This is a genomic window from Phytohabitans sp. LZ39 (genome assembly GCF_059359075.1).
Genome location: NZ_JCADBM010000002.1, coordinates 317963 through 336191, shown reverse-complemented (window position 1 = coordinate 336191; position 18229 = coordinate 317963). Strand labels below are relative to the sequence as shown.

Genomic DNA, 18229 nt, shown 5'->3' with positions numbered 1-18229 from the left:
GAAGTTGAAAGTTCCCGACAGTAGACACGCCGGTTTCCCTACGCGCGCGGGCGGGTAATCCGTGATTCGCGTGGCCGGAGCGCCTCGTGGGAGGAGTGTCGATGTCCAACGTGAGCAGATTGCCCGGTCCCATCTCTGACATCTGGGACTGGCAGCGGCTTGGCGCCTGCCGGGGTAGAGACAGCGCGCAGTTTTTCCACCCCGACGGTGAGCGCGGTTCCTCGCGCAACCGTCGTGAGGCGAAGGCGAAGTCGTTCTGCCACTCCTGCCCGGTACGCCCGGAGTGTGCCGCGCACGCGCTGTCGGTACGGGAGCCGTACGGCGTGTGGGGCGGCTTCAGCGAGTCCGAGCGGCTGCGGCTGCTCGCGGTGGGCTGGGAAGACCTGGCCGACCGCCACCAGAGCCGCGTCGACGTGACCCGGCTCGAAGCGCGGCTGGGCAAGCCGCACAAGTCCGTGCCGTCGGTTATCCCACCTCAACGTCAACCGAGTGCCACCCGGTAGCACCGTCCGGGTCCGGCGGCCGCTCCTCCTCCGGCTGCACCGCTCCGGTCGCGTCGGTGGCGCGTACCTGTAGGCGGTGCATGCCCCGTGTCGCGTCCCATCGCCACGACCACTGCACCCACGTGTCGATCGACACCGTGCGGGCCAGCGTGGCCTCCTGCCACGGCCCGCCGTCGACGCGTACCTCCACCTTGCGGATGCCGCGGTGTTGCGCCCACGCGACCCCGGCCACCGTGACGGCGCCGGCGGTGAGGTTGTTGCGTGAGCGGGGCGCGTCGATCCGGGACTGGGTCTTGATCGGCGCCTGCTGCGACCAGCCGCGCGGAATCCAGTACGCGTCGAAGTCGGCGAAGCTGGTCAGCTCCATCTCCACGATCCACTTGCACGCGGACACGTACCCGTAGAGCCCCGGCACCACCATCCGCGCCGGGAAGCCGTGCTGGATGGGGAGCGGCTCGCCGTTCATGCCGACGGCCAGCAGCGCGTCGCGGCCGTCGCGGAGCACGGCGGTGGGTGTACCGCAGGTCCAGCCGTCGGCCGAGCGGCCCACGACCTGGTCCGCGCCGTCGAGCGGGCCGGCCTCGTCGAGCAGGTCCTTCAGCGGTACGCCGAGCCAGCGCGCGTTGCCGATCAGGTCGCCGCCCACCTCGTTGGAAACGCAGGCGAGCGTGACGTACCGCTCGACCATGGGCCGGGCCAGCAACTGCTCGAAGGTGAGCGTGATCGGGTTGCGCACCCGGCCGTGGATCTTCAGCGTCCACGAGTCCGGGTCGACCTGCGGCAGCACGAGCGCGGTGTCGATGCGGTAGAAGGCCCGGTTCGAGGTGACGTACGGCGCGAGCTGGGTGATCTCGAGATCCGACCCGGCGGGCACGGCCGGCGCGGGACTGGCCGGCGCGGGCAGCCGCACCGCCCTGCGCGCCTCCGAGACGGTGCGGCGGGTGGCCAGCCAGCGCCCAGCGAGCCCGCTCGCGGCGGCCGCGCCGGCCACGACGGCGGCCTGGGTGAGAAAGCGCCGGCGGTCGGCGGAGTCCATCTCGGCGGGCTCGGCGGATGAGCGCGGTGGGACCAGCCGCCACAGCACGACACCGGCCACCGCCGCGCCGAGCACGGACGGCACCGCCGCCTCCGCACCGGCGTCCGGCCTGGTCAGCGCCGCCGCGACACCGATCACGCCGAAGAGGGCGATGCCGGCCACGCCGTACCAGATATTGCGGAGGCTGAGCCAGCCGATAAGCGCGGCGAACGCGGCGAGCAGCACCACCGTGCCGGTCAGGAGGGCGGTCTTGTCGTGGGTGCCGAAGGTGTCGATCGCGAACTGCTTGAGCGGTTCGGGCACGTGATCTACGACAAACCCGCCGACCGCCACGAGCGGGGCCGAGCGGGCGCCGGTGAACACCGCGACGAACTCCGCCAGCCCGAGGGCCACCGCGGCGGCGGCGATCCCCGCCAACGCACCGCGCACGCCATTTCGCATGGGCCCAAGTGTGCCGCGCCGGATGCCCCGGCGAGCAGCGCCGTAAGGCGCCTGTAATGAGAAGGGGCGCTCCCGAAGGAGCGCCCCCGTCAAACGCGAGCTAGAACCCGGGTCCGTGCTGGTGACCGTGGCCGTGGCCGTGGCCACCGGCGGGTGCCGGCTCGGGCTTCTCCGGCTTTTCCACGATCAGGCTCTCCGTGGTGAGCAGGAGACCGGCGATCGACGCCGCGTTGGTGACCGCGTTGCGGGTCACCTTGACCGGGTCGATGATGCCGGATCCGGCCAGGTCGACGTAGTCGCCGATGGCCGCGTCGAGGCCGAAGCCCCAGTCGTTGGCGCGCACCTTGTTCACCACGACGTAGCCGTCGTGGCCGGCGTTCTGCGCGATCCAGCGCAGCGGCTCGTCGAGCGCCTTGCGGACGATCGACACGCCGGTCGCCTCGTCGCCGGTGTGGCCCAGCCCGCCGTCGAGGGTCGCGGCCACCTGCACCAGCGCGGCGCCGCCGCCCGGCACGGTGCCCTCCTCGACCGCGGCCTTGGTCGCCGAGATGGCGTCCTCGATGCGGTGCTTGCGCTCCTTGAGCTCGACCTCGGTCGCGCCGCCGGCCTTGATCACCGCGATGCCGCCGGAGAGCTTGGCCAGCCGCTCGGCGAGCTTCTCCCGGTCCCAGTCGGAGTCCGAGGCCTCGATCTCCTTGCGGATCTGCGAGACCCGGTCGGCGACCTCGACGTCGTTGCCGCCGCCCTCGATGATCGTGGTGTTGTCCTTGTCGACGACGATGCGCCGGGCCGAGCCGAGCACCTCCAGGCCGACCGAGTCGAGCTTGTAGCCGAGCTCGGGCGCGACCACCTCACCGCCGGTGAGGATGGCCATGTCCTGGAGCATCGCCTTGCGGCGGTCGCCGAAGCCGGGCGCCTTGACCGCGCAGACCTTGAACGTCTTGCGGATCGCGTTGACCACCAGCGTGGCCAGCGCCTGCCCCTCGACGTCTTCCGCGATGATCAGGAGCGGCTTGCTGGCCTGGAGCACCTTCTCCAGCAGCGGCAGCAGCTCCTCGACCGCGGAGATCTTCTGCGTGGTGATCAGCACGTAGGCGTCTTCGAGCACCGCCTCCTGCGCGTCCGGGTCGGTCACGAAGTGCGGTGACACGAAGCCCTTGTCGAACTGGAGGCCCTCGGTGACCTCGAGCTCGGTCGCGAGGGTGGAGCCTTCCTCGACGGTGATGACGCCGTCGCGGCCGACCTTCTCCATCGCCTCGGCGATCAGGTCACCGATGGTGGCGTCCTGGGCCGAGATCGTGGCGACGTGCGCGATCGACTTCTTGTCGGCGACCTCGACCGCCTTCTCCAGCAGCGCCTTCGACACGGCCTCGGCCGCGGCGTCGATGCCCCGCTTGAGGCCGGCCGGGTTGGCGCCGGCGGCAACGTTGCGCAGGCCCTCGCGCACCATGGCCTGGGCGAGCACGGTGGCGGTGGTGGTGCCGTCGCCGGCGACGTCGTTGGTCTTGGTCGCCACCTCCTTGACCAGCTGCGCGCCGAGGTTTTCGTAGGGGTTGGCGAGCTCGATCTCCTTGGCGATCGTCACGCCGTCGTTTGTGATCGTCGGGGCGCCGAACTTCTTGTCCAGCACGACGTTGCGCCCGCGCGGACCGAGAGTGACCTTGACCGCGTCCGCCAGCGCGTTGACGCCGTGCTCGAGCTGGTGCCGGGCGTCATCCGAGAAACTCAGGATCTTCGCCATGTAAGTCCCTTCAGGCAGTACGCCCCGGACCGTGGTTCCGGCCCGGGGCGTATCAGCGTTCAGTCAGTCACTTCTCGATGACGGCGAGGACGTCGCGGGCGGAGAGCACCAGGTACTCCTCACCGGCGTACTTGACCTCGGTGCCACCGTACTTCGAGTAGATGACCGTGTCGCCGACCTTCACGTCAACCGGGATCCGGTTGCCCTTGTCGTCGACGCGGCCGGGGCCGACAGCGAGGACGGTGCCCTCCTGCGGCTTCTCCTTGGCGGTGTCGGGAATCACGATGCCCGACGCCGTGGTGGTCTCAGCCTCATTTGCCTGGACCAGAATCCGGTCCTCGAGCGGCTTGATCGCAACCTTGGTCGCGGTAGTCACGGGCATACCCTCCTGGGGTACTGGTCTGGTAGCCACCCGGATCGCTCCGGACGGCGGTCATACTGCTGCCTCATGCCACCGGGCGATGCCGTCGTCGCGGGTGCCGGCGTGCCCGAGAGCTAGCACCCTCGGTTTGAGAGTGCTAACCCGCAGGTTATGCCGGCCGCTAGCACTCCGTCAAGGAGAGTGCCAGCGTGCCCCGAACCGATGGCGCGCCGGAAGGTTTTGCGGGATCGTCAGAGGGAGTACCCCGCAGCCCATTCGCGCGGAGGCGATGACATGCAGGCCACAGTTGGTGACCGCTTGCACGTGCACAGCAATACGGTCGGCGCCCGCGATCGGATCGCCGAGATCGTCGAGGTCCGCGGGGCCGACGGCCATCCGCCCTACCTCGTCCGCTTCCCAGACGGCCACGAAAGCCTGGTCTTCCCCGGCCCCGACTGCGTGGTCGAGCCCACCGCACACTGATCCGGCGAGCACGGCCCGCTGACGACCGGCGGCCGGGCGGGGCCGACAATCGGGCGGTGCATCCCGACCAGCTCGCCGCGCTGCGTACCCCGGAAGGGGTGAAAGCCCTCGCGGCGGCGGCCGAGCTGGCCGGCGGTGACCCGCTGGCCGCGGCGGCCGCGCTCCGTGGTGCCGGCGTGCCCGCCGACCTGGCCGCCGCCGCGCTCACGCAGGCCGAGCTGCGGCGGCGCGCGGTGGCCAAGTTCGGTGTCGACGCTGGCCGCATGTTCTTCACGCGCGCGGGGTTGGAGCAGGCGACGCGGTCCGCGGTGGCCGAGCGCCGCGCCGCGCGGTTGCGCGCCGCCGGGGTGCGCACACTCGCCGACCTGGGCTGCGGCATCGGCGCGGACGCGATCGCCGCCGCCCGTGCCGGCATCGTCGTGTACGCGCTGGAAGCCGACCCGAGCACCGCGGCGATAGCCGCCGCCAACGCGGAAGTCCTGGGGCTCGACGGGATCCGCGTGAGACACGGTGACGCCACCGCGGCCGACCTGTCCGATGTGGACGCGGTCTTCTGCGACCCGGCCCGGCGGCGGGACGGGCGGCGGGTCTTCGATCCGAAGGCCTACTCGCCGCCGTGGGACTTCGTCACCTCCCTCCCCGAGCGGGTCCCGCGCACCGTGCTCAAGCTCGCGCCCGGGATAGACCACGCCCTGATACCTCGGGGCGCGGAGGCGGAGTGGGTGAGCGTGCGGGGCGAGGTGGTGGAGGCCGCCTTCTGGTGCGGCCCGCTCGCGGAGGTGCCCCGCCGCGCGGCGCTGCTGGGCGCCGCGGAGCTGCCCCGCCCCGCAGAGTTGGCCGGCGCGGCGGAGCTGACCGGCTCTGGCCTGGCGAGGGCGCCGGTGGGCGGCGTGCGGCCTTACCTCTACGACCCCGACGGCGCGGTGGTCCGGGCGCACCTCGTCGCGGAGTTCGCCGCCACGGTGGGCGGTCATCTGGCCGACCCGGAAATCGCCTACGTCTACGCGGACTCGGCGGTCGCGACTCCGTACGCCCGCCGCTTCGCGGTCGAAGAGGTGCTGCCCTTTTCGCTGAAGCGACTGAGGGCACTCCTTCGTGAGCGGGGCGTCGGCCGCCTGGAAATCATGAAGCGCGGCTCGGCGCTGGAGCCGGAGCGACTCCGCCGCGACTTGCGCCTGTCCGGCCCGGCGGCGGCCACGCTCGTGCTGACCCGGGTGGCCGGCGCACCCACCGCCCTGATCTGCTCCACGCTCAGCGGTACCACGAGTACCTCATAGCGCCGCCATAACGTACTTGTGGTACCGCTGAGCAAGGGGGCAGCATCCTTGGCCATGGCGGGCCACCGCATGTGCCTCCGCAGCTACGCGCCGTGGGCTGGCGGGTCCTGCGGTTCACCGCGGACGACGTGCTGCGCCATCCGGACCGGACCGTGCGGCAGATCGCGGGCGCTGTCGAGGAGCGGCGGTAGTCTTCGCAGTCGTGGCAGGCCAAGGCACCCCGGCGACGTCGCTCCTCACGAAGCAGAAGGTCGCCCACACCACGCATCCGTACTCGGTGTCGCCCGACTCGCCCAACTACGGCGCCGAGGTCGCGGCCGTGCTGGGGGTGCCGGCGGAGCGGGTCTTCAAGACCTTGGTCACCGAGGTCGACGGCGCCCTGACCGTGGCGGTCGTGCCGGTCACCGGCGACCTTGACCTCAAGGCGCTCGCAGCGGCCGCCGGCGGCAAGCGGGCGGTGCTGGCCGACCGGGCGTTGGCCGAGCGGACCACCGGGTACGTGCGCGGCGGGATCAGCCCGCTCGGGCAGCGCAAGCGCCTGCCGACCGTCGTCGACGCGACCGCCGCCGATCACGACACGATCTACGTATCGGCAGGTCGTCGAGGACTCCAGGTAGAGCTGTCGCCGCGCGACCTGGTGCGCCTCACCGCCGCGACACTCGCCGCCATCGGCAGCTGAGCGATTCGCCCTTTTTGCCCCGATACCGGGGTTAAAGTGGCTGATGATCGAGTCGGACATGATCCACGAACGGGCACATGTCGATCGCGTTGCTGAATTGTTATCGCCGCCAACAAACTCGTGGCGTCGGTGGTCTTGTGCGATCGCTCCGTGCCGCAATACGTTGCCGGGCACAACAAAAGTACGTGCCCACGACGCTCATCGCGCCTCGACGCGCGAAACACCCACCAAACCCACATTTCGATGAAAGGGCCCATGCAATGCGCAAAGGGATCCTCTCCATCGCTGCCGCCAGCCTGTTGGCAGTAGGGTCGCTCGCCGCGTGTGGCGACGACTCCGGCAGTGACACCGGCTCTGGCAACAACGGCGGCGGCAAGACCCCCAAGATCGGTGTGATCCTGCCGGACAGCAAGTCTTCCGTCCGCTGGGAGACGGCCGACCGCAAGTACCTCGAAGAGGCCTTCAAGGCCGCGGGGGTTCAGTACGACATCCAGAACGCCCAGGGTGACAAGAACACCTTCCAGACCCTGGCCGACCAGATGATCACCAATGGGGCCACCGTCCTGATGATCGTCAACCTCGACTCCGGCACCGGCAAGGCGGTCCTCGACAAGGCCAAGTCGCAGGGTGTCGCCACGATCGACTACGACCGGCTGACGCTCGGCGGCTCCGCCTCCTACTACGTCAGCTTCGACAACGTGGCCGTCGGCAAGCTCCAGGGCGAGGGCCTCGTCAAGTGCCTCACCGACATGAAGGTGCAGAAGCCGGTCGTGGCCGAGCTCAACGGCTCGCAGACCGACAACAACGCCACCCTCTTCAAGGAGGGCTACGACTCGGTCCTCAAGCCGAAGTATGACTCCGGCGAATACCAGAAGGGCCCGGACCAGTGGGTGCCCGACTGGGACAACACCCAGGCCGGCACGATCTTCGAGCAGATGGTGACCCAGACCGGCGGCAAGATCAACGGTGTGCTGGCCGCCAACGACGGCCTCGGCAACGCGGTGATCTCCGTCCTCAAGAAGGACAAGCTGAACGGCAAGGTCCCGGTGACCGGCCAGGACGCCACCGTGCAGGGCCTCCAGAACATCCTCGCGGGCGACCAGTGCATGACCGTCTACAAGGCGATCAAGCAGGAGGCCGACGCGGCCGCCGAGCTGGCGATCGGCCTGGCCAAGGGCGAGCAGAAGACCACCTCGCAGACGGTCAAGGACCCCGAGGGCGGCCGGGACGTGCCGTCGGTGCTGCTGACTCCGGTAGCGATCACCAAGGAAAACGTGAAGGACGTCGTCGCGGACGGCTTCGTCACCAAGGAAGAGCTGTGCACGGGCAGCTTCGCCGCCGCATGCACAGCGGCCGGCATCAGCTGACCTGAGATACGGTCGATCTAGGGCATATCGGCGCCAACCGATTTGGTTGCGCGCCGGTGTGCCCTAGATCAACGCTAAGGAGATGGCGTGACACCGCTGCTGGAAGCGCGCGGGATCGTGAAGCGGTTCGGCCCCGTACAGGTCCTGCAAGACGTGGATTTTTCCGTACCGCCCGGCGAGGTCACCGCGCTCGTCGGTGACAACGGCGCCGGCAAGTCGACGCTGATCAAGTGCATCAGCGGGATTTATACGAGCGACGAGGGCGAGTTCCTCTTCGAGGGCAACCCGGTCACCATCCATGGCCCGCGGGACGCCGCCGCGCTCGGCATCGAGGTCGTTTACCAGGACCTGGCGCTCTGCGACAACCTCGACATCGTGCAGAACATGTTCCTTGGGCGGGAAAAGCGCTCCGGCCTGGTGCTGGACGAGCCGACCATGGAGCAGATGGCCGCACAGACCCTGGCCGGTCTCTCGGTGCGCACGGTGAAGTCACTCCGCCAGCTCGTCGCCAGCCTCTCCGGTGGCCAGCGGCAGACGGTGGCGATCGCCAAGGCCGTGCTGTGGAACAGCAAGCTGGTCATCCTGGACGAGCCGACCGCCGCGCTCGGCGTGGCGCAGACCGCCCAGGTGCTCGAGCTGGTCCGCCGCCTGGCCGACAACGGACTCGCCGTCGTGCTGATCTCGCACAACATGAACGACGTCTTCGCGGTCTCGGACAACATCGCGGCCCTTTTCCTCGGCCGCATGGTCGCGCAGCTGCGCACGACCGACGTGACCCATGCCCAGGTGGTCGAGCTGATCACCGCCGGCCGCAGCGGCAACCTCGGCCTGCCCCCGGCGGACAACGGTGCCGAGCTCATGGACCCGACCATCCCGGGAGCTAAGGAATGACCATCACGGCGCAACACATCGAACCGGCGGCCGTGACGCCGAAGCCCACGGTGACGAGCATCGTCCGGGACTACATCGCCCGCATCCGCGGCGGTGACCTGGGCGCGCTGCCGGCCGTGCTCGGCTTGGTCGTGCTCTGCGTGTTCTTCGGCCTCATGCGTCCGGCGTTCTTCTCGGAGCGCAACTTCGCCAACCTGTTCACCCAGGGCGCCGGGGTCGCGGTGATCGCGATGGGGTTGGTGTTCGTCCTGCTGCTGGGCGAGATCGATCTTTCGGCCGGCTTCGCCGCCGGCGTCTGCGCCGCGGTGCTGGCGCAGGTCGTCGCCGTGCACGGTTACCCGTGGTACGTCGCGGTCCTCGCGGCCCTCGCGACCGGCGTTGTGATCGGTCTGGTACTCGGATTCCTGGTCGCGAAAGTCGGCATACCGTCGTTCGTGGTGACACTGGCCGCGTTCCTCGCGTTCCAGGGCACCGTGCTGCTGCTGATCAAGGGCGGCACCAACATCTCGATCGGCGACGACGTGATCGTCGCCATCGAAAACAACAACATGCCACCGTGGCTGGGCTGGGCTCTCGTGGCGCTGGCCGGCGGCGGCTACGCGGCGGTACAGCTGCTGAGCCACAGCCGGCGGCAGGCACGCGGGCTGGTCGTCGAGCCGATCGCGATCCCACTCGCCCGGATCGCCGGGCTCGTGCTGATCCTCGGTGGCTCGGTGTACTTCCTCAACCTCGAGCGCAGCATCAACCCCGTGATCAACTCGCTCAAGGGCGTGCCGATTGTCGTGCCGATCATCGGGATCCTGCTGATCGTCTGGACGTTCGTGCTGCGGCGCACCGCGTACGGCCGGCACATCTACGCGGTCGGCGGCAACCGGGAGGCCGCCCGCCGGGCCGGCATCAACGTGGACCGGATTCGCATCTCGGTCTTCGTGATCTGCTCGTTCATGGCGGCGATCGGCGGCAAGGGCCGCGTGATGGACGCCGTCCTCGGCGGCGCGGTGATCGCCGTGATCGACAATGGCATGGGCCTCATGGAGCTCAGCTCCGGGCAAAAGTTCGTCTTCACCGGCTCCGTGCTGCTGCTGGCGGCCGGCGTGGACGCTCTTTCCCGGCGGCGGGCGGCGGCCACCGGCATCAGGTAACGCCGTTCATCATCGGGGAGGCTGGGCAACGGATGCGCACGGGACCAAGCCAGGAGGAGGTGCGCCGGCAGAACCTCGGTGCGCTCCTTCGGTACGTGCACATCCACGGTCCGACCTCGCGCGCCGAGCTCACCTCCGAGCTGGGTCTCAACCGCAGCACCATCGGGGCGCTCACCGCCGACCTGGCCGGCGTCGGCCTGGTGACGGAGGCGGCGCCCCGGGAGACGGGCCGGGCCGGGCGACCATCGCTGGTCGTCCGGCCGGAGTCCGAGCGGGTGTACGCGTACGCGTTCAGCATCGAGGTCGACCAGCTGCGCGTGGCACGGGTGGGGCTGGGCGGCGAAGTGCTCGACCACCGGGCCGACGACCGCCCCTCCGGCCAGCCGGCCGCCGAGGCGGTGCCGCTGCTCGCCGAGTTCGTCAAAGACCTTCAGCAGGCGGTGCCGGACGGCGCCGTCTACGTCGGCGGCGGCGTATCCGTGTCGCGGGTGATGCGCCGGGCGGACGGCAAGGCGGGGCTGAGCGGTGGCGCCGACAACGCCGCTGTGGCCGAGCCGCTCAGTGCCGTGCTCGCCGCCGAGCTGGACGCCGATCGACCACTGGTCGTCGGCAACGCGGCCGACGTGGCGGCGCTGGCCGAGCACGCCAGAGGCGCCGCGGTCGGTTGCGACAACGTTATCTACCTGCACCGCGATGCCGGCGTCGACGCCGGCATCATCGTCGGCGGCCGCCGGCTCACCGGCCACGCCGGGCAGGGCGGGCAGGTCGGCCACATGGTGGTACTTCCCGGCGGGCGGCCGTGCAGCTGCGGCTCGCGCGGCTGCTGGGAGACCGAGATCGGCGACCGCGCGCTGCTCAACGCCGCGGGGCGCGACAGCGAAGGCGGCCGGGGCGCGGCGCTGGCCGTGGTCGACGCGGCCTCTCGGGGCGACGCGAGCGCGCAGGCGGCGGTGCGGCAGGTCGGTGACTGGCTCGGCTTCGGCCTGGCCAACCTCGTCAACATCTTCGATCCCGAGATGGTCATCTTCGGTGGCACCCTCCGCGACGTCTATCTCGTCGCCGCCGCGCAGGTGCGCAGCCGCCTCAACTCCATGGCCCTGATCGCCGCGCGGGAACACGTACGCCTGCGTACCCCGCAGCTGGGCGAGGACGCCGCGCTGATCGGCGCGGCCGAGCTGGCCTTCGAACGACTTCTAGCCGATCCCCTGTCCAGCTGAGCCGGCGCTACCCTGAGCCGGTGGGTAGCGAGCTGCGGGCGTCGGATGAGGATCGGCACCGCGTGGTGGACGCTTTGCAGCGCCACACGGAGGCCGGGCGGCTGAGCCTCGACGAGTTCACCGAGCGGGTCGACAGCGCCTACGCGGCCCGCACGCTGGCCGAGCTCGCCGCGGTGACCCGCGACCTACCCGCCGAGCCCGTCACCGCCCCGGCGGCCGCGGACACCGGACGGCGAGACCTGCTCGTCATCTTCGCCGTCGCCGGTGTCGCGCTCGTGTTGCTCCTCGTCTTCATGGCCCTGACCCGCTGAGCGGTCCATCTCGCGCCAGGCCGGCGAGACGAGCGGCACCAGCGTGACCGCGAGGTAGAGGGCGCCGAAGAGCAGCCACGCCGTGGTCAGCCCGAGCAGCTCCACCGACCACCCGCCGAGCAGCGCGCCGAGCGGGATGCCGCCCCACGCGATCGCCAGCGTGATACCCAGCACCCGGGCCCGCATCGCGTCGGGCACCCGCTGGTACTGCACCGCGCTCAGCACCGGGTTGACGCCCCCGATCGAGAAGCCGGCGACCAGCGCGACCGCGTAGACCAACCACGTGTCGCCGGCGAGCCCCAGTACGACGAAGCGGGGCGCGCCGCCGATCAGCATGCCGACAACGAACGTGCCATAGCGCGGCAGCCGCGGCGCGAGCACGGCGAAGACCGCGCTGCCCGCCACCGCACCCACGCCGAAGACGCCGAAGAGCAGCCCGAGCGCGGTGGCGGAGCCGGCCACGTCGCGGGCCCAGACCGGCGCGAGCACCGCGGAGTACGCCTGGTCGAGCAGGTTGGTCGCGAAGATCATGAGGGCCAGGCCGATGATCAGGCGGTCGCGCGCGATAAACCGCCAGCCGGCGCGCAGCGCCCGCAGGTACGGCTCGCGCCGCTGCTCCGCCTCGCCGCCCGGCACCAGGAGCGCGACGAGGACACCGGCGATCGCGAACGACGCGGCGTCGAGCAGCAGCACCACCGTCGCGTCGAACGCGGTGACGAGGACGCCGGCGATCGGCGGGCCGAGCAGGGTGGAGAGTCGGTACATGCCGTCGTGCAGGCCGGTCGCGCGGGTCACGTCGATGCCGGCGGTGGCGATGGTCCGCGGGAGCAGCACGCGCTTGGCCGAGTCGCCGAAGCCGCGCAGTGTGCCGACCATCGTCACGAGCGCGACGAGCCCGGCGTAGCCGAGCCCGGGACCGTGGTGCAGCAGCGGGATTGCCGCCACCGTCGCCGCGCTGCCGATGTCGCCGAGCACGGACACCCGGCGGTGGCCGAGCCGGTCGAGGAGCGGGCCGCCGAACGCGCACACCAGCACGTACGGCAGCATCTCGGCGAACACCACGATGCCGGTGCGGGCGGCGCTGCCGGAGGTGGCGAGCACAAACCAGGGCAGCGCCACGAACGACATCCGGGTGCCCACAAAGGACACTCCCTCGGCGGCGAGCAGGCCGGCGAACCCCCGCCTCATCCGTCGTCCGCCCTTCGCACGAAGGGCATCAGCTGCACCTGGTAGACGACGAGCTCGGCGTCCTCCGGCGGCTCGGGCTCGGCGTGCTGCCGGTAGCGCTGGATCACCGCGTCGAGCTCGTCGCGCAGCCGCGCCGCCTCAGCCGGGGTCAGCCGCAGCATGGCGTTGCTGAGGGTGCTGCCGGGGCGCCACTCCTCCGGCAGCACCTGGCTCTCCCCCAGCCACCGCTCCGTGGTGTCCGCGTAGCTGGCGGCCACCGCCCGCATGTAGGTCTCCGCGTCGGCCGGCGCCTCCAGGACCGTCTTCTCGTCGAGCAGCGTGCGCTCGTGGGCGGCCCGCCACCAGCGCTCGCGGCCCACGCCGCGGCCGGTCTCCTCCACCACGAACCCGTATGTCGCAAGCTGCCGCAGGTGGTAGCTGGTCGCGCCGCTGGAGAGCCCGAGGCGCTCGGCCAGCGTGGTGGAAGTGGCCGGCCCGTCCTGCCGCAGCAGCCCGAGGATGCGCACCCGCAGTGGGTGTGCGACCCCGCGCAGCGACGTCGGATCCAGCCGTACGCGGCTTTCTTCAGACATGTTTGCAAAGGTAGCCTTGCAAAGACTTCTTTGCAAGACGTGTGTCTATGAGCCGTGCCAGCTCCGCCACAGCGCGGCGTACGAGCCGCCCGCCGCCACCAGCTCGGCGTGCGAGCCGAGCTCGGTGATCCGGCCGTCTTCGACCACCGCCACCCGGTCGGCGTCGTGCGCGGAGAAGAGCCGGTGCGCGATCGCGATGACCGTGCGCCCCTCCAGCACCGCCGCGAGCGAACGCTCCAGGTGGCGGGCCGCCCGCGGGTCGATCAGCGAGGTGGCCTCGTCGAGCACCAGCGTGTGCGGGTCGGCCAGGACCAGCCGGGCGAGCGCCAGCTGCTGCGCCTGCGCCGGCGACAGCGGATGGCCGCCCGCGCCCACGACCGTGTCAAGCCCGTCCGGCAGGGCCCGCGCCCACTCCAACGCGTCGACCGCGGCCAGCGCGGCACGGACCCCGTCGTCGGTGACCGAGGGGCGGGCCAGCACCAGATTTTCGCGGAGCGTGCCGATGAACACGTGGTGCTCCTGGGTGACCAGCGCGACGTGCGAACGCAGCTCGTCGAGCGGCAGCTCCACCAGCGGCGCGCCGCCAACGGTGACCGAACCCGCCCGCGGCCCGTGTATGCCGGCGAGCAGCCGGCCGAGCGTGGACTTGCCCGCGCCGGACGGACCCACCATGGCCAGCCGCTCACCCGGCGCCACCGCGAGCGAGACACCGTGCAGCACGTCGCGTCCCTCCACATAGGAGTACCGCACGTCGCGCGCGGCCACGCCCTCGCCATCCGGCCGCGCGTCCGACGGGATCCTGTCGTCCGGCACCTCCGAGACGCCGAGGATCCGGGCCAGCGAGGCGCCGCCCACCTGGAGCTCGTCGAGCCAGGACAGGAAGCGGTCGAGCGGGTCGACGAGCAGCTGCACGTACAGCGTCGCGGCGGTCACTTCGCCGAGCGTCACCCACCCCTCCAGGTAGAACCAGCCGCCCACGACGAGCGTGGCGACGACCGGCAGCACGTACGCCACCTCGGTCAGCGGCCACCACACGGTACGCAGCTTGAGCGTGTACAGCTCGGCCGAGTACTGCCGGCGGATGTCGTCGTCGGTGCGCCGCCGGCGGCTCTCCTGCCGGCGCAGCGCCTCCGTCGTCCGCGAGCCCTCCACGGTCTCGGTGATGCCGTCGGTGATATCCGAGTACGCCGCGTTCTCCCGCAGGTAGCCCTCGGGCGCGCGGCGCAGGTACCACCGGGTGCCCACCCACAGGATCGGCACCGCGATCAGGCAGGGCAGGCCCAGCAGCGGGTCGACGAGCAGCAGCGCGCCGATGGCGAAGACGCCGGTGGCGAACGCGATCAGCGTCTCCGGCACCGCGAAGCGCACCGACTGGGAGAGCGCCGCCACGTCGCGGGAGGTGCGGGTCACCAGGTCGCCGGTGCCCGCACGCTCCACCGTGGACAGGGGGATGGCGAGGATGCGGTCGACGAAGTCTTCGCGCAGCTCGGCCAGCACCCGCTCGCCCAGCCGGGCCGACGCGATGTGTGCGAAACGCGTGACCACGGACTGCACTACCACGAACCCGGCGATGGCCAGCGCGATCCGGTCGACCGTCACGGTCGTGGTGCCCCGCTCGATCGCCTCGACGAGGTCGCCGATGAGGCGGGGCGCGGCCAGGCCGGCGACCGCGGCGAACACGTGCAGGCCGATCGCCCCGGCCAGCGCACCGGGGTGGCGGCGCATCAGCGCGCGGGCGTACCGCCGCACCTGCCGCGCGTCCGCCACCGGCAGTGCCGCGCTCACGTCTCCTCCCCTCGGGTCACCACCGCGGCGTACCGCGGCTCGTTTTCCAGCAGCTCGCGGTGGCCGCCCTCGGCGGCCACCTTCCCGTCTTCGACGAAGACCACGTGGTCGGCCCGATCCAGCACCAGCGGGCTCGTCGTGCAGACCACGGTGGTGCGGCCGGCCCGCGCGCCACCCAGCCGGGCGGCGATCCGCGCCTCGGTGTGCGCGTCGACCGCGCTCGTCGGCTCGACGAGCACCAGCACCCGCGGGTCGGCCAGCAGCGCCCGGACCAGCCGCAGCCGCTGCTGCTGCCCGCCGGAGAACTCCCGGCCGCGCTCCGCGACCACGGTGTCCAGCCCCTCGGGCAGGGCGTCCACGATGTCCGTCGCGCTCGCGGCCTCGAGGGCGGCCGGGATCCGCCCGTCGTCACCGCCCAGCTCGCCTCGGAGCGGGCCCGAGAACAAGCGCCCGTCGTTGTCGGCCACCATCACCCGCTCGCGCACGGTCGCCAGCGGCAGGTCCCGCAGGGGTACACCGGAAAGCGTCACGTCGCCGTCCACGTACCGCCCGAGGCGGTCGGCGATCTCCGCCGCGTCTTCGGGCGCCGTGGCCGCGATCGCGGTGAGCCGCCCGGGGCGCACGACCACGCCGGACTCCTCGTCGACGAGGTCGCCGTCGCCGTCTGGCAGCGACGCCGGGCGGGCCGGCTCGGCGAGGTCGCGGCGCAGGTCCAGCATCGCCACCACGCGCCGGGCGGCCACGTGCCCGCGGGTCAGCTTGTCGATCGTCTCGGTGATCGTCCTCAGTGGAGATATCAGGAACGACGCGTACCCGTAGAACGACACGAGCTGGCCCGGCGTGATCTCGCCGCGCAGCGCAAACCGGGCGCCCAGCCACACGACCAGCACCACGAACGCGCCCGGCACGAACACCTGGGCCGCCTCGAGCACCGACTCGACCCGCGCCACGCGTACCCCCGCGGATCGCAGCGACTGCGACTCGGCGCGGTAGCGCGCCGAGAAGGTCGCCTCGCCGCCCACGCCGCGCAGCACCCGCAGCCCGGTCACGATGTCGCCGGACCGGGTGGTGAGCTGACCCTGCTGGTCGCGGTATGCCTGCTGGCGGTGGTGCAGCGGCCGGATCAGCCCGCCCACGAGCGCCATCAGCAGCGGCACGCCGATGATGACGACGAGGCCGAGCGGCACCGAGGCGCTGAAAAGGATCGCGGCGATCGTGACGATGGCGGCGACCGCGCCGGCGCCGCGCGCGGTCACGTCGAGCGCGTTGCCGATGTGGCTGATGTCGGCGGTGCCGATGCTCACCACCTCGCCGGTGGCCAGCCGCTTGGTCAGCGTGGCGCCGAGGCGGTTGGCCTGCGCGATGGTGAGCTGGATGGTCCGGTAGGCCGCCGCGAGCCAGTTGAAGACCGCGAAGCGGTGCCGGAGGATGCCGGCTGCTGCCTGGATGAGGCCGAGTCCAAGAAGGACAGTGCCCCAGGTCAGCAGCGCACCGTGGTCGCGGTCGGCGAGGCCGGCATCGACCGCCTTGCCGATCACCGCCGGCATCAGCGCCTGGCTGACCATCCAGACGACGCCCCAGGCGAGGCCGGCCACCATGGACGGCCACGTACGCACGGCCAGCCACCACAGGAAACGGGTGGCTGACCGGTGATCGGGCGCGCCGGGATCGGCGACCGGTAAGGAGCGCATAGTATCCGCGAAATTACAAGATCAACACACCGCAACGCCACCGATTTTCGCTGCTCCGGGGCCTCCCTATGCGACGCAGCCCGCCGTCGGCACGCCCGCCACCCGCCAGCGGTTGTTGGTCCAGTCGAGGCTCACCATGCAGTTGGCGACGGTCAGTCCGGCCAGGCTCCCCCGCTCCACGCCGGTGCGGTCGAGGGTCGCGCGCGGGCTGCGGTCGAGGGTCGCCTCGTAGATCGGGCTGTCGAGGGTGAAGAGCCCGTTGGTGGCCACGTTGCGCACCACGTAGACGCCGCCGCGCATCGAGCCGCCGTCGCCGTACGCGTCGCCGATGGTCTCCACCACCGTCTCGCACTCCCGGCAGCCCGGCCCGGTGGCCTCCCGCAGCGGCGCGGTCTCGCCCGTGCCCTGCGCGTGGTTGAGCAGTGTGAACCAGTACCTGACGAACGCCGCACCGCCCTCCCGGGTGTGCGCGCCGGCGGCGGACGGCAGGGGTGGCGCCTTCGAGGTGCCGGTCGCGGACGCGGCGCCGCCGGTCGAGCCGGCGGGCGGGCGGGTGCCGCCGCCACCACCCTGCTCACTCGCCGGCTCCCACGGCCTCGTCACCGCGAAAGCGGCCAGCACCAGCGCCAGCGCCACACCGAAGGCGACGGCCAACCGAGTCGGGCTGCCGAAGAGCCAGGCCGGGCCGCGCGCGCCCGGCCGGCTCTGGCCGCGCGTACGCGCCGGGCCGGCACCGATCGCCGCGCGGGACGCGGGTGCCACCGCCGCCGGCGCCGTCGCCAGCCGCGTCGCCAGCGTGCCCAGCTCGTGACCGATCTCGGCCGCCGAAGGACGGGCGCCGGGATCGGGGCGCACGCACTCTTCCGCGATCATGCGCAGCCGCGCCGGCGAGTTGCCGGGCAGCATCTCGCCGAGCATCGCGCCGAGCGCGTAGACGTCGCTGGACGGCACCGGGACCGCCCCGTCGGTCACCTCCGGTGCGCGGTACTTGAGCCGCTCGAACGGCTCCGGGTAGCGGCGCCCGGCCCGTACCAGGAGCATCACCGAGAAGTCGGTGACGCACGCCGGCCCCTGCCCCTGGACCGGCACCACCACATTGGACGGTTTGATGTCTCCATGCACGACGCCGATCTGGTGCGCGGCGCTCAGCGCGTCGGCCACGGCGGCCCCCACCGCCGAGGCGCTGCCGGCGTCGAGCGGCCCCTCACGGGCGAGCCGCCGCCCGAGGTCGACGCCGGGCACGAGGTCGGTCACCAGCGCCAGCGTCCCCTCCTCCACCACGATGTCGAGCAGCCGGGCGATGCTCGGGTGCCACAGCATCGTGAGCTGCCCGCGGGCGCGCACGAACCGGTCCACCAGCCGCGGGTCCGCGGCGAGGTCGGGATACATCAATTTGACGGCGACGGCACGGTCGGTCCCGAGATCGACCGCTTGCCACACCTCGCCGGTATCCCCACCCGCCATGAACTCATACAGCCGGTAACGGCCTCCCACCGTTCGAGTCACGTACCTCGTCCCCCAATATGACCATTGGCCTGCTGGAT

17 protein-coding genes and 1 pseudogene are annotated in these 18229 nt (G+C 71.5%); 10 read left to right on the top strand and 8 right to left on the bottom strand.

The window, feature by feature from the left end; genetic code table 11:
* Nucleotides 1–101: 101 nt before the first annotated feature.
* Complete coding sequence (locus AC5L36_RS05235) at nucleotides 102–503, top strand: WhiB family transcriptional regulator (protein ID WP_441214194.1); 402 nt, start codon at nucleotides 102–104, stop codon at nucleotides 501–503.
* On the opposite strand, the gene AC5L36_RS05230 is transcribed toward AC5L36_RS05235, so the two are convergent.
* The 3 genes from AC5L36_RS05230 to groES form a co-directional block, all read right to left on the bottom strand.
* The gene (locus tag AC5L36_RS05230; protein WP_441214193.1) at nucleotides 466–1980 is read right to left on the bottom strand and encodes a molybdopterin-dependent oxidoreductase; all 1515 of its coding nucleotides are present in this window, start codon (nucleotides 1978–1980) and stop codon (nucleotides 466–468) included. The genes AC5L36_RS05235 and AC5L36_RS05230 overlap by 38 nt on opposite strands.
* Before the next feature lie 100 nt (nucleotides 1981–2080).
* Nucleotides 2081–3721: a chaperonin GroEL gene (gene groL / locus AC5L36_RS05225; protein WP_441214192.1), complete on the bottom strand. Its 1641-nt coding sequence runs from the start codon at nucleotides 3719–3721 to the stop codon at nucleotides 2081–2083.
* A 67-nt stretch (nucleotides 3722–3788) separates the two neighbouring features.
* Nucleotides 3789–4103 (bottom strand): co-chaperone GroES, encoded by a 315-nt coding sequence (groES, locus tag AC5L36_RS05220; protein ID WP_089012574.1) that lies wholly within the window; start codon nucleotides 4101–4103, stop codon nucleotides 3789–3791.
* A 273-nt stretch (nucleotides 4104–4376) separates the two neighbouring features.
* On the opposite strand from groES, the gene AC5L36_RS05215 reads away from it, so the two are divergent.
* The 9 genes from AC5L36_RS05215 to AC5L36_RS05175 all read left to right on the top strand — a co-directional run bounded on the left by AC5L36_RS05215 (nucleotide 4377) and on the right by AC5L36_RS05175 (nucleotide 11449).
* Nucleotides 4377–4565: a DUF1918 domain-containing protein gene (locus AC5L36_RS05215; protein WP_441214191.1), complete on the top strand. Its 189-nt coding sequence runs from the start codon at nucleotides 4377–4379 to the stop codon at nucleotides 4563–4565.
* 56 nt (nucleotides 4566–4621) lie between these two features.
* Nucleotides 4622–5842 carry a THUMP-like domain-containing protein gene (locus AC5L36_RS05210; RefSeq protein WP_441214190.1) on the top strand — a complete coding sequence of 407 codons (1221 nt, stop codon included), beginning with the start codon at nucleotides 4622–4624 and terminating at the stop codon, nucleotides 5840–5842.
* Between the two features lie 92 nt (nucleotides 5843–5934).
* Nucleotides 5935–6033, top strand: coding sequence for a putative endonuclease domain-containing protein (locus AC5L36_RS05205; RefSeq protein ID WP_441214189.1), 99 nt, complete (start codon nucleotides 5935–5937; stop codon nucleotides 6031–6033).
* Between the two features lie 11 nt (nucleotides 6034–6044).
* Nucleotides 6045–6521 (top strand): Cys-tRNA(Pro) deacylase, encoded by a 477-nt coding sequence (ybaK, locus tag AC5L36_RS05200; protein ID WP_441214188.1) that lies wholly within the window; start codon nucleotides 6045–6047, stop codon nucleotides 6519–6521.
* Between the two features lie 260 nt (nucleotides 6522–6781).
* Entirely contained in the window at nucleotides 6782–7888 is a 1107-nt protein-coding gene (locus AC5L36_RS05195; RefSeq protein ID WP_441214187.1) for a sugar ABC transporter substrate-binding protein, read from the top strand.
* Nucleotides 7889–7975: 87 nt separating this feature from the next.
* Nucleotides 7976–8779, top strand: coding sequence for an ATP-binding cassette domain-containing protein (locus tag AC5L36_RS05190; protein ID WP_441214186.1), 804 nt, complete (start codon nucleotides 7976–7978; stop codon nucleotides 8777–8779).
* On the top strand, nucleotides 8776–9921 hold the full coding sequence (locus tag AC5L36_RS05185) for a sugar ABC transporter permease (protein ID WP_441214185.1): 1146 nt from the start codon (nucleotides 8776–8778) through the stop codon (nucleotides 9919–9921). Before AC5L36_RS05190 ends, AC5L36_RS05185 begins: the two co-directional genes overlap by 4 nt.
* 32 nt (nucleotides 9922–9953) lie before the next feature.
* Complete coding sequence (locus tag AC5L36_RS05180) at nucleotides 9954–11138, top strand: ROK family transcriptional regulator (RefSeq protein WP_441214184.1); 1185 nt, start codon at nucleotides 9954–9956, stop codon at nucleotides 11136–11138.
* 20 nt (nucleotides 11139–11158) lie between these two features.
* Nucleotides 11159–11449 (top strand): DUF1707 SHOCT-like domain-containing protein, encoded by a 291-nt coding sequence (locus tag AC5L36_RS05175; RefSeq protein ID WP_441214183.1) that lies wholly within the window; start codon nucleotides 11159–11161, stop codon nucleotides 11447–11449.
* Nucleotides 11450–11464: 15 nt separating this feature from the next.
* Here AC5L36_RS05175 and AC5L36_RS05170 read toward each other — a convergent pair.
* The 5 genes and pseudogenes from AC5L36_RS05170 to AC5L36_RS05150 all read right to left on the bottom strand — a co-directional run.
* A pseudogene (locus tag AC5L36_RS05170) lies at nucleotides 11465–12637 on the bottom strand (MFS transporter); the annotation flags it as partial.
* The gene (locus AC5L36_RS05165; protein ID WP_441214182.1) at nucleotides 12634–13209 is read right to left on the bottom strand and encodes an ArsR/SmtB family transcription factor; all 576 of its coding nucleotides are present in this window, start codon (nucleotides 13207–13209) and stop codon (nucleotides 12634–12636) included. The gene AC5L36_RS05165 and the pseudogene AC5L36_RS05170, both read right to left, overlap by 4 nt.
* A 45-nt stretch (nucleotides 13210–13254) precedes the next feature.
* Nucleotides 13255–14994 (bottom strand): ABC transporter ATP-binding protein, encoded by a 1740-nt coding sequence (locus AC5L36_RS05160; RefSeq protein ID WP_441214181.1) that lies wholly within the window; start codon nucleotides 14992–14994, stop codon nucleotides 13255–13257.
* Nucleotides 14991–16685, bottom strand: coding sequence for an ABC transporter ATP-binding protein (locus AC5L36_RS05155; protein ID WP_441214180.1), 1695 nt, complete (start codon nucleotides 16683–16685; stop codon nucleotides 14991–14993). Before AC5L36_RS05155 ends, AC5L36_RS05160 begins: the two co-directional genes overlap by 4 nt.
* 66 nt (nucleotides 16686–16751) lie before the next feature.
* On the bottom strand, nucleotides 16752–18149 hold the full coding sequence (locus AC5L36_RS05150) for a DUF6318 family protein (RefSeq protein WP_441214179.1): 1398 nt from the start codon (nucleotides 18147–18149) through the stop codon (nucleotides 16752–16754).
* Between the last annotated feature and the right edge of the window lie 80 nt (nucleotides 18150–18229).

Excerpts from the sequence above, each read along its gene's own strand:
- groES (WP_089012574.1), bottom strand. The coding sequence starts at position 4,103 with ATGCCCGTGACTACCGCGACCAAGGTTGCGATCAAGCCGCTCGAGGAC.
- AC5L36_RS05195 (WP_441214187.1), top strand. The coding sequence starts at position 6,782 with ATGCGCAAAGGGATCCTCTCCATCGCTGCCGCCAGCCTGTTGGCAGTA.
- AC5L36_RS05230 (WP_441214193.1), bottom strand. The coding sequence starts at position 1,980 with ATGCGAAATGGCGTGCGCGGTGCGTTGGCGGGGATCGCCGCCGCCGCG.
- AC5L36_RS05180 (WP_441214184.1), top strand. The coding sequence starts at position 9,954 with ATGCGCACGGGACCAAGCCAGGAGGAGGTGCGCCGGCAGAACCTCGGT.
- AC5L36_RS05155 (WP_441214180.1), bottom strand. The coding sequence starts at position 16,685 with ATGCGCTCCTTACCGGTCGCCGATCCCGGCGCGCCCGATCACCGGTCA.
- AC5L36_RS05185 (WP_441214185.1), top strand. The coding sequence starts at position 8,776 with ATGACCATCACGGCGCAACACATCGAACCGGCGGCCGTGACGCCGAAG.
- groL (WP_441214192.1), bottom strand. The coding sequence starts at position 3,721 with ATGGCGAAGATCCTGAGTTTCTCGGATGACGCCCGGCACCAGCTCGAG.
- AC5L36_RS05215 (WP_441214191.1), top strand. The coding sequence starts at position 4,377 with ATGCAGGCCACAGTTGGTGACCGCTTGCACGTGCACAGCAATACGGTC.
- AC5L36_RS05150 (WP_441214179.1), bottom strand. The coding sequence starts at position 18,149 with ATGGCGGGTGGGGATACCGGCGAGGTGTGGCAAGCGGTCGATCTCGGG.
- AC5L36_RS05235 (WP_441214194.1), top strand. The coding sequence starts at position 102 with ATGTCCAACGTGAGCAGATTGCCCGGTCCCATCTCTGACATCTGGGAC.
- AC5L36_RS05165 (WP_441214182.1), bottom strand. The coding sequence starts at position 13,209 with ATGTCTGAAGAAAGCCGCGTACGGCTGGATCCGACGTCGCTGCGCGGG.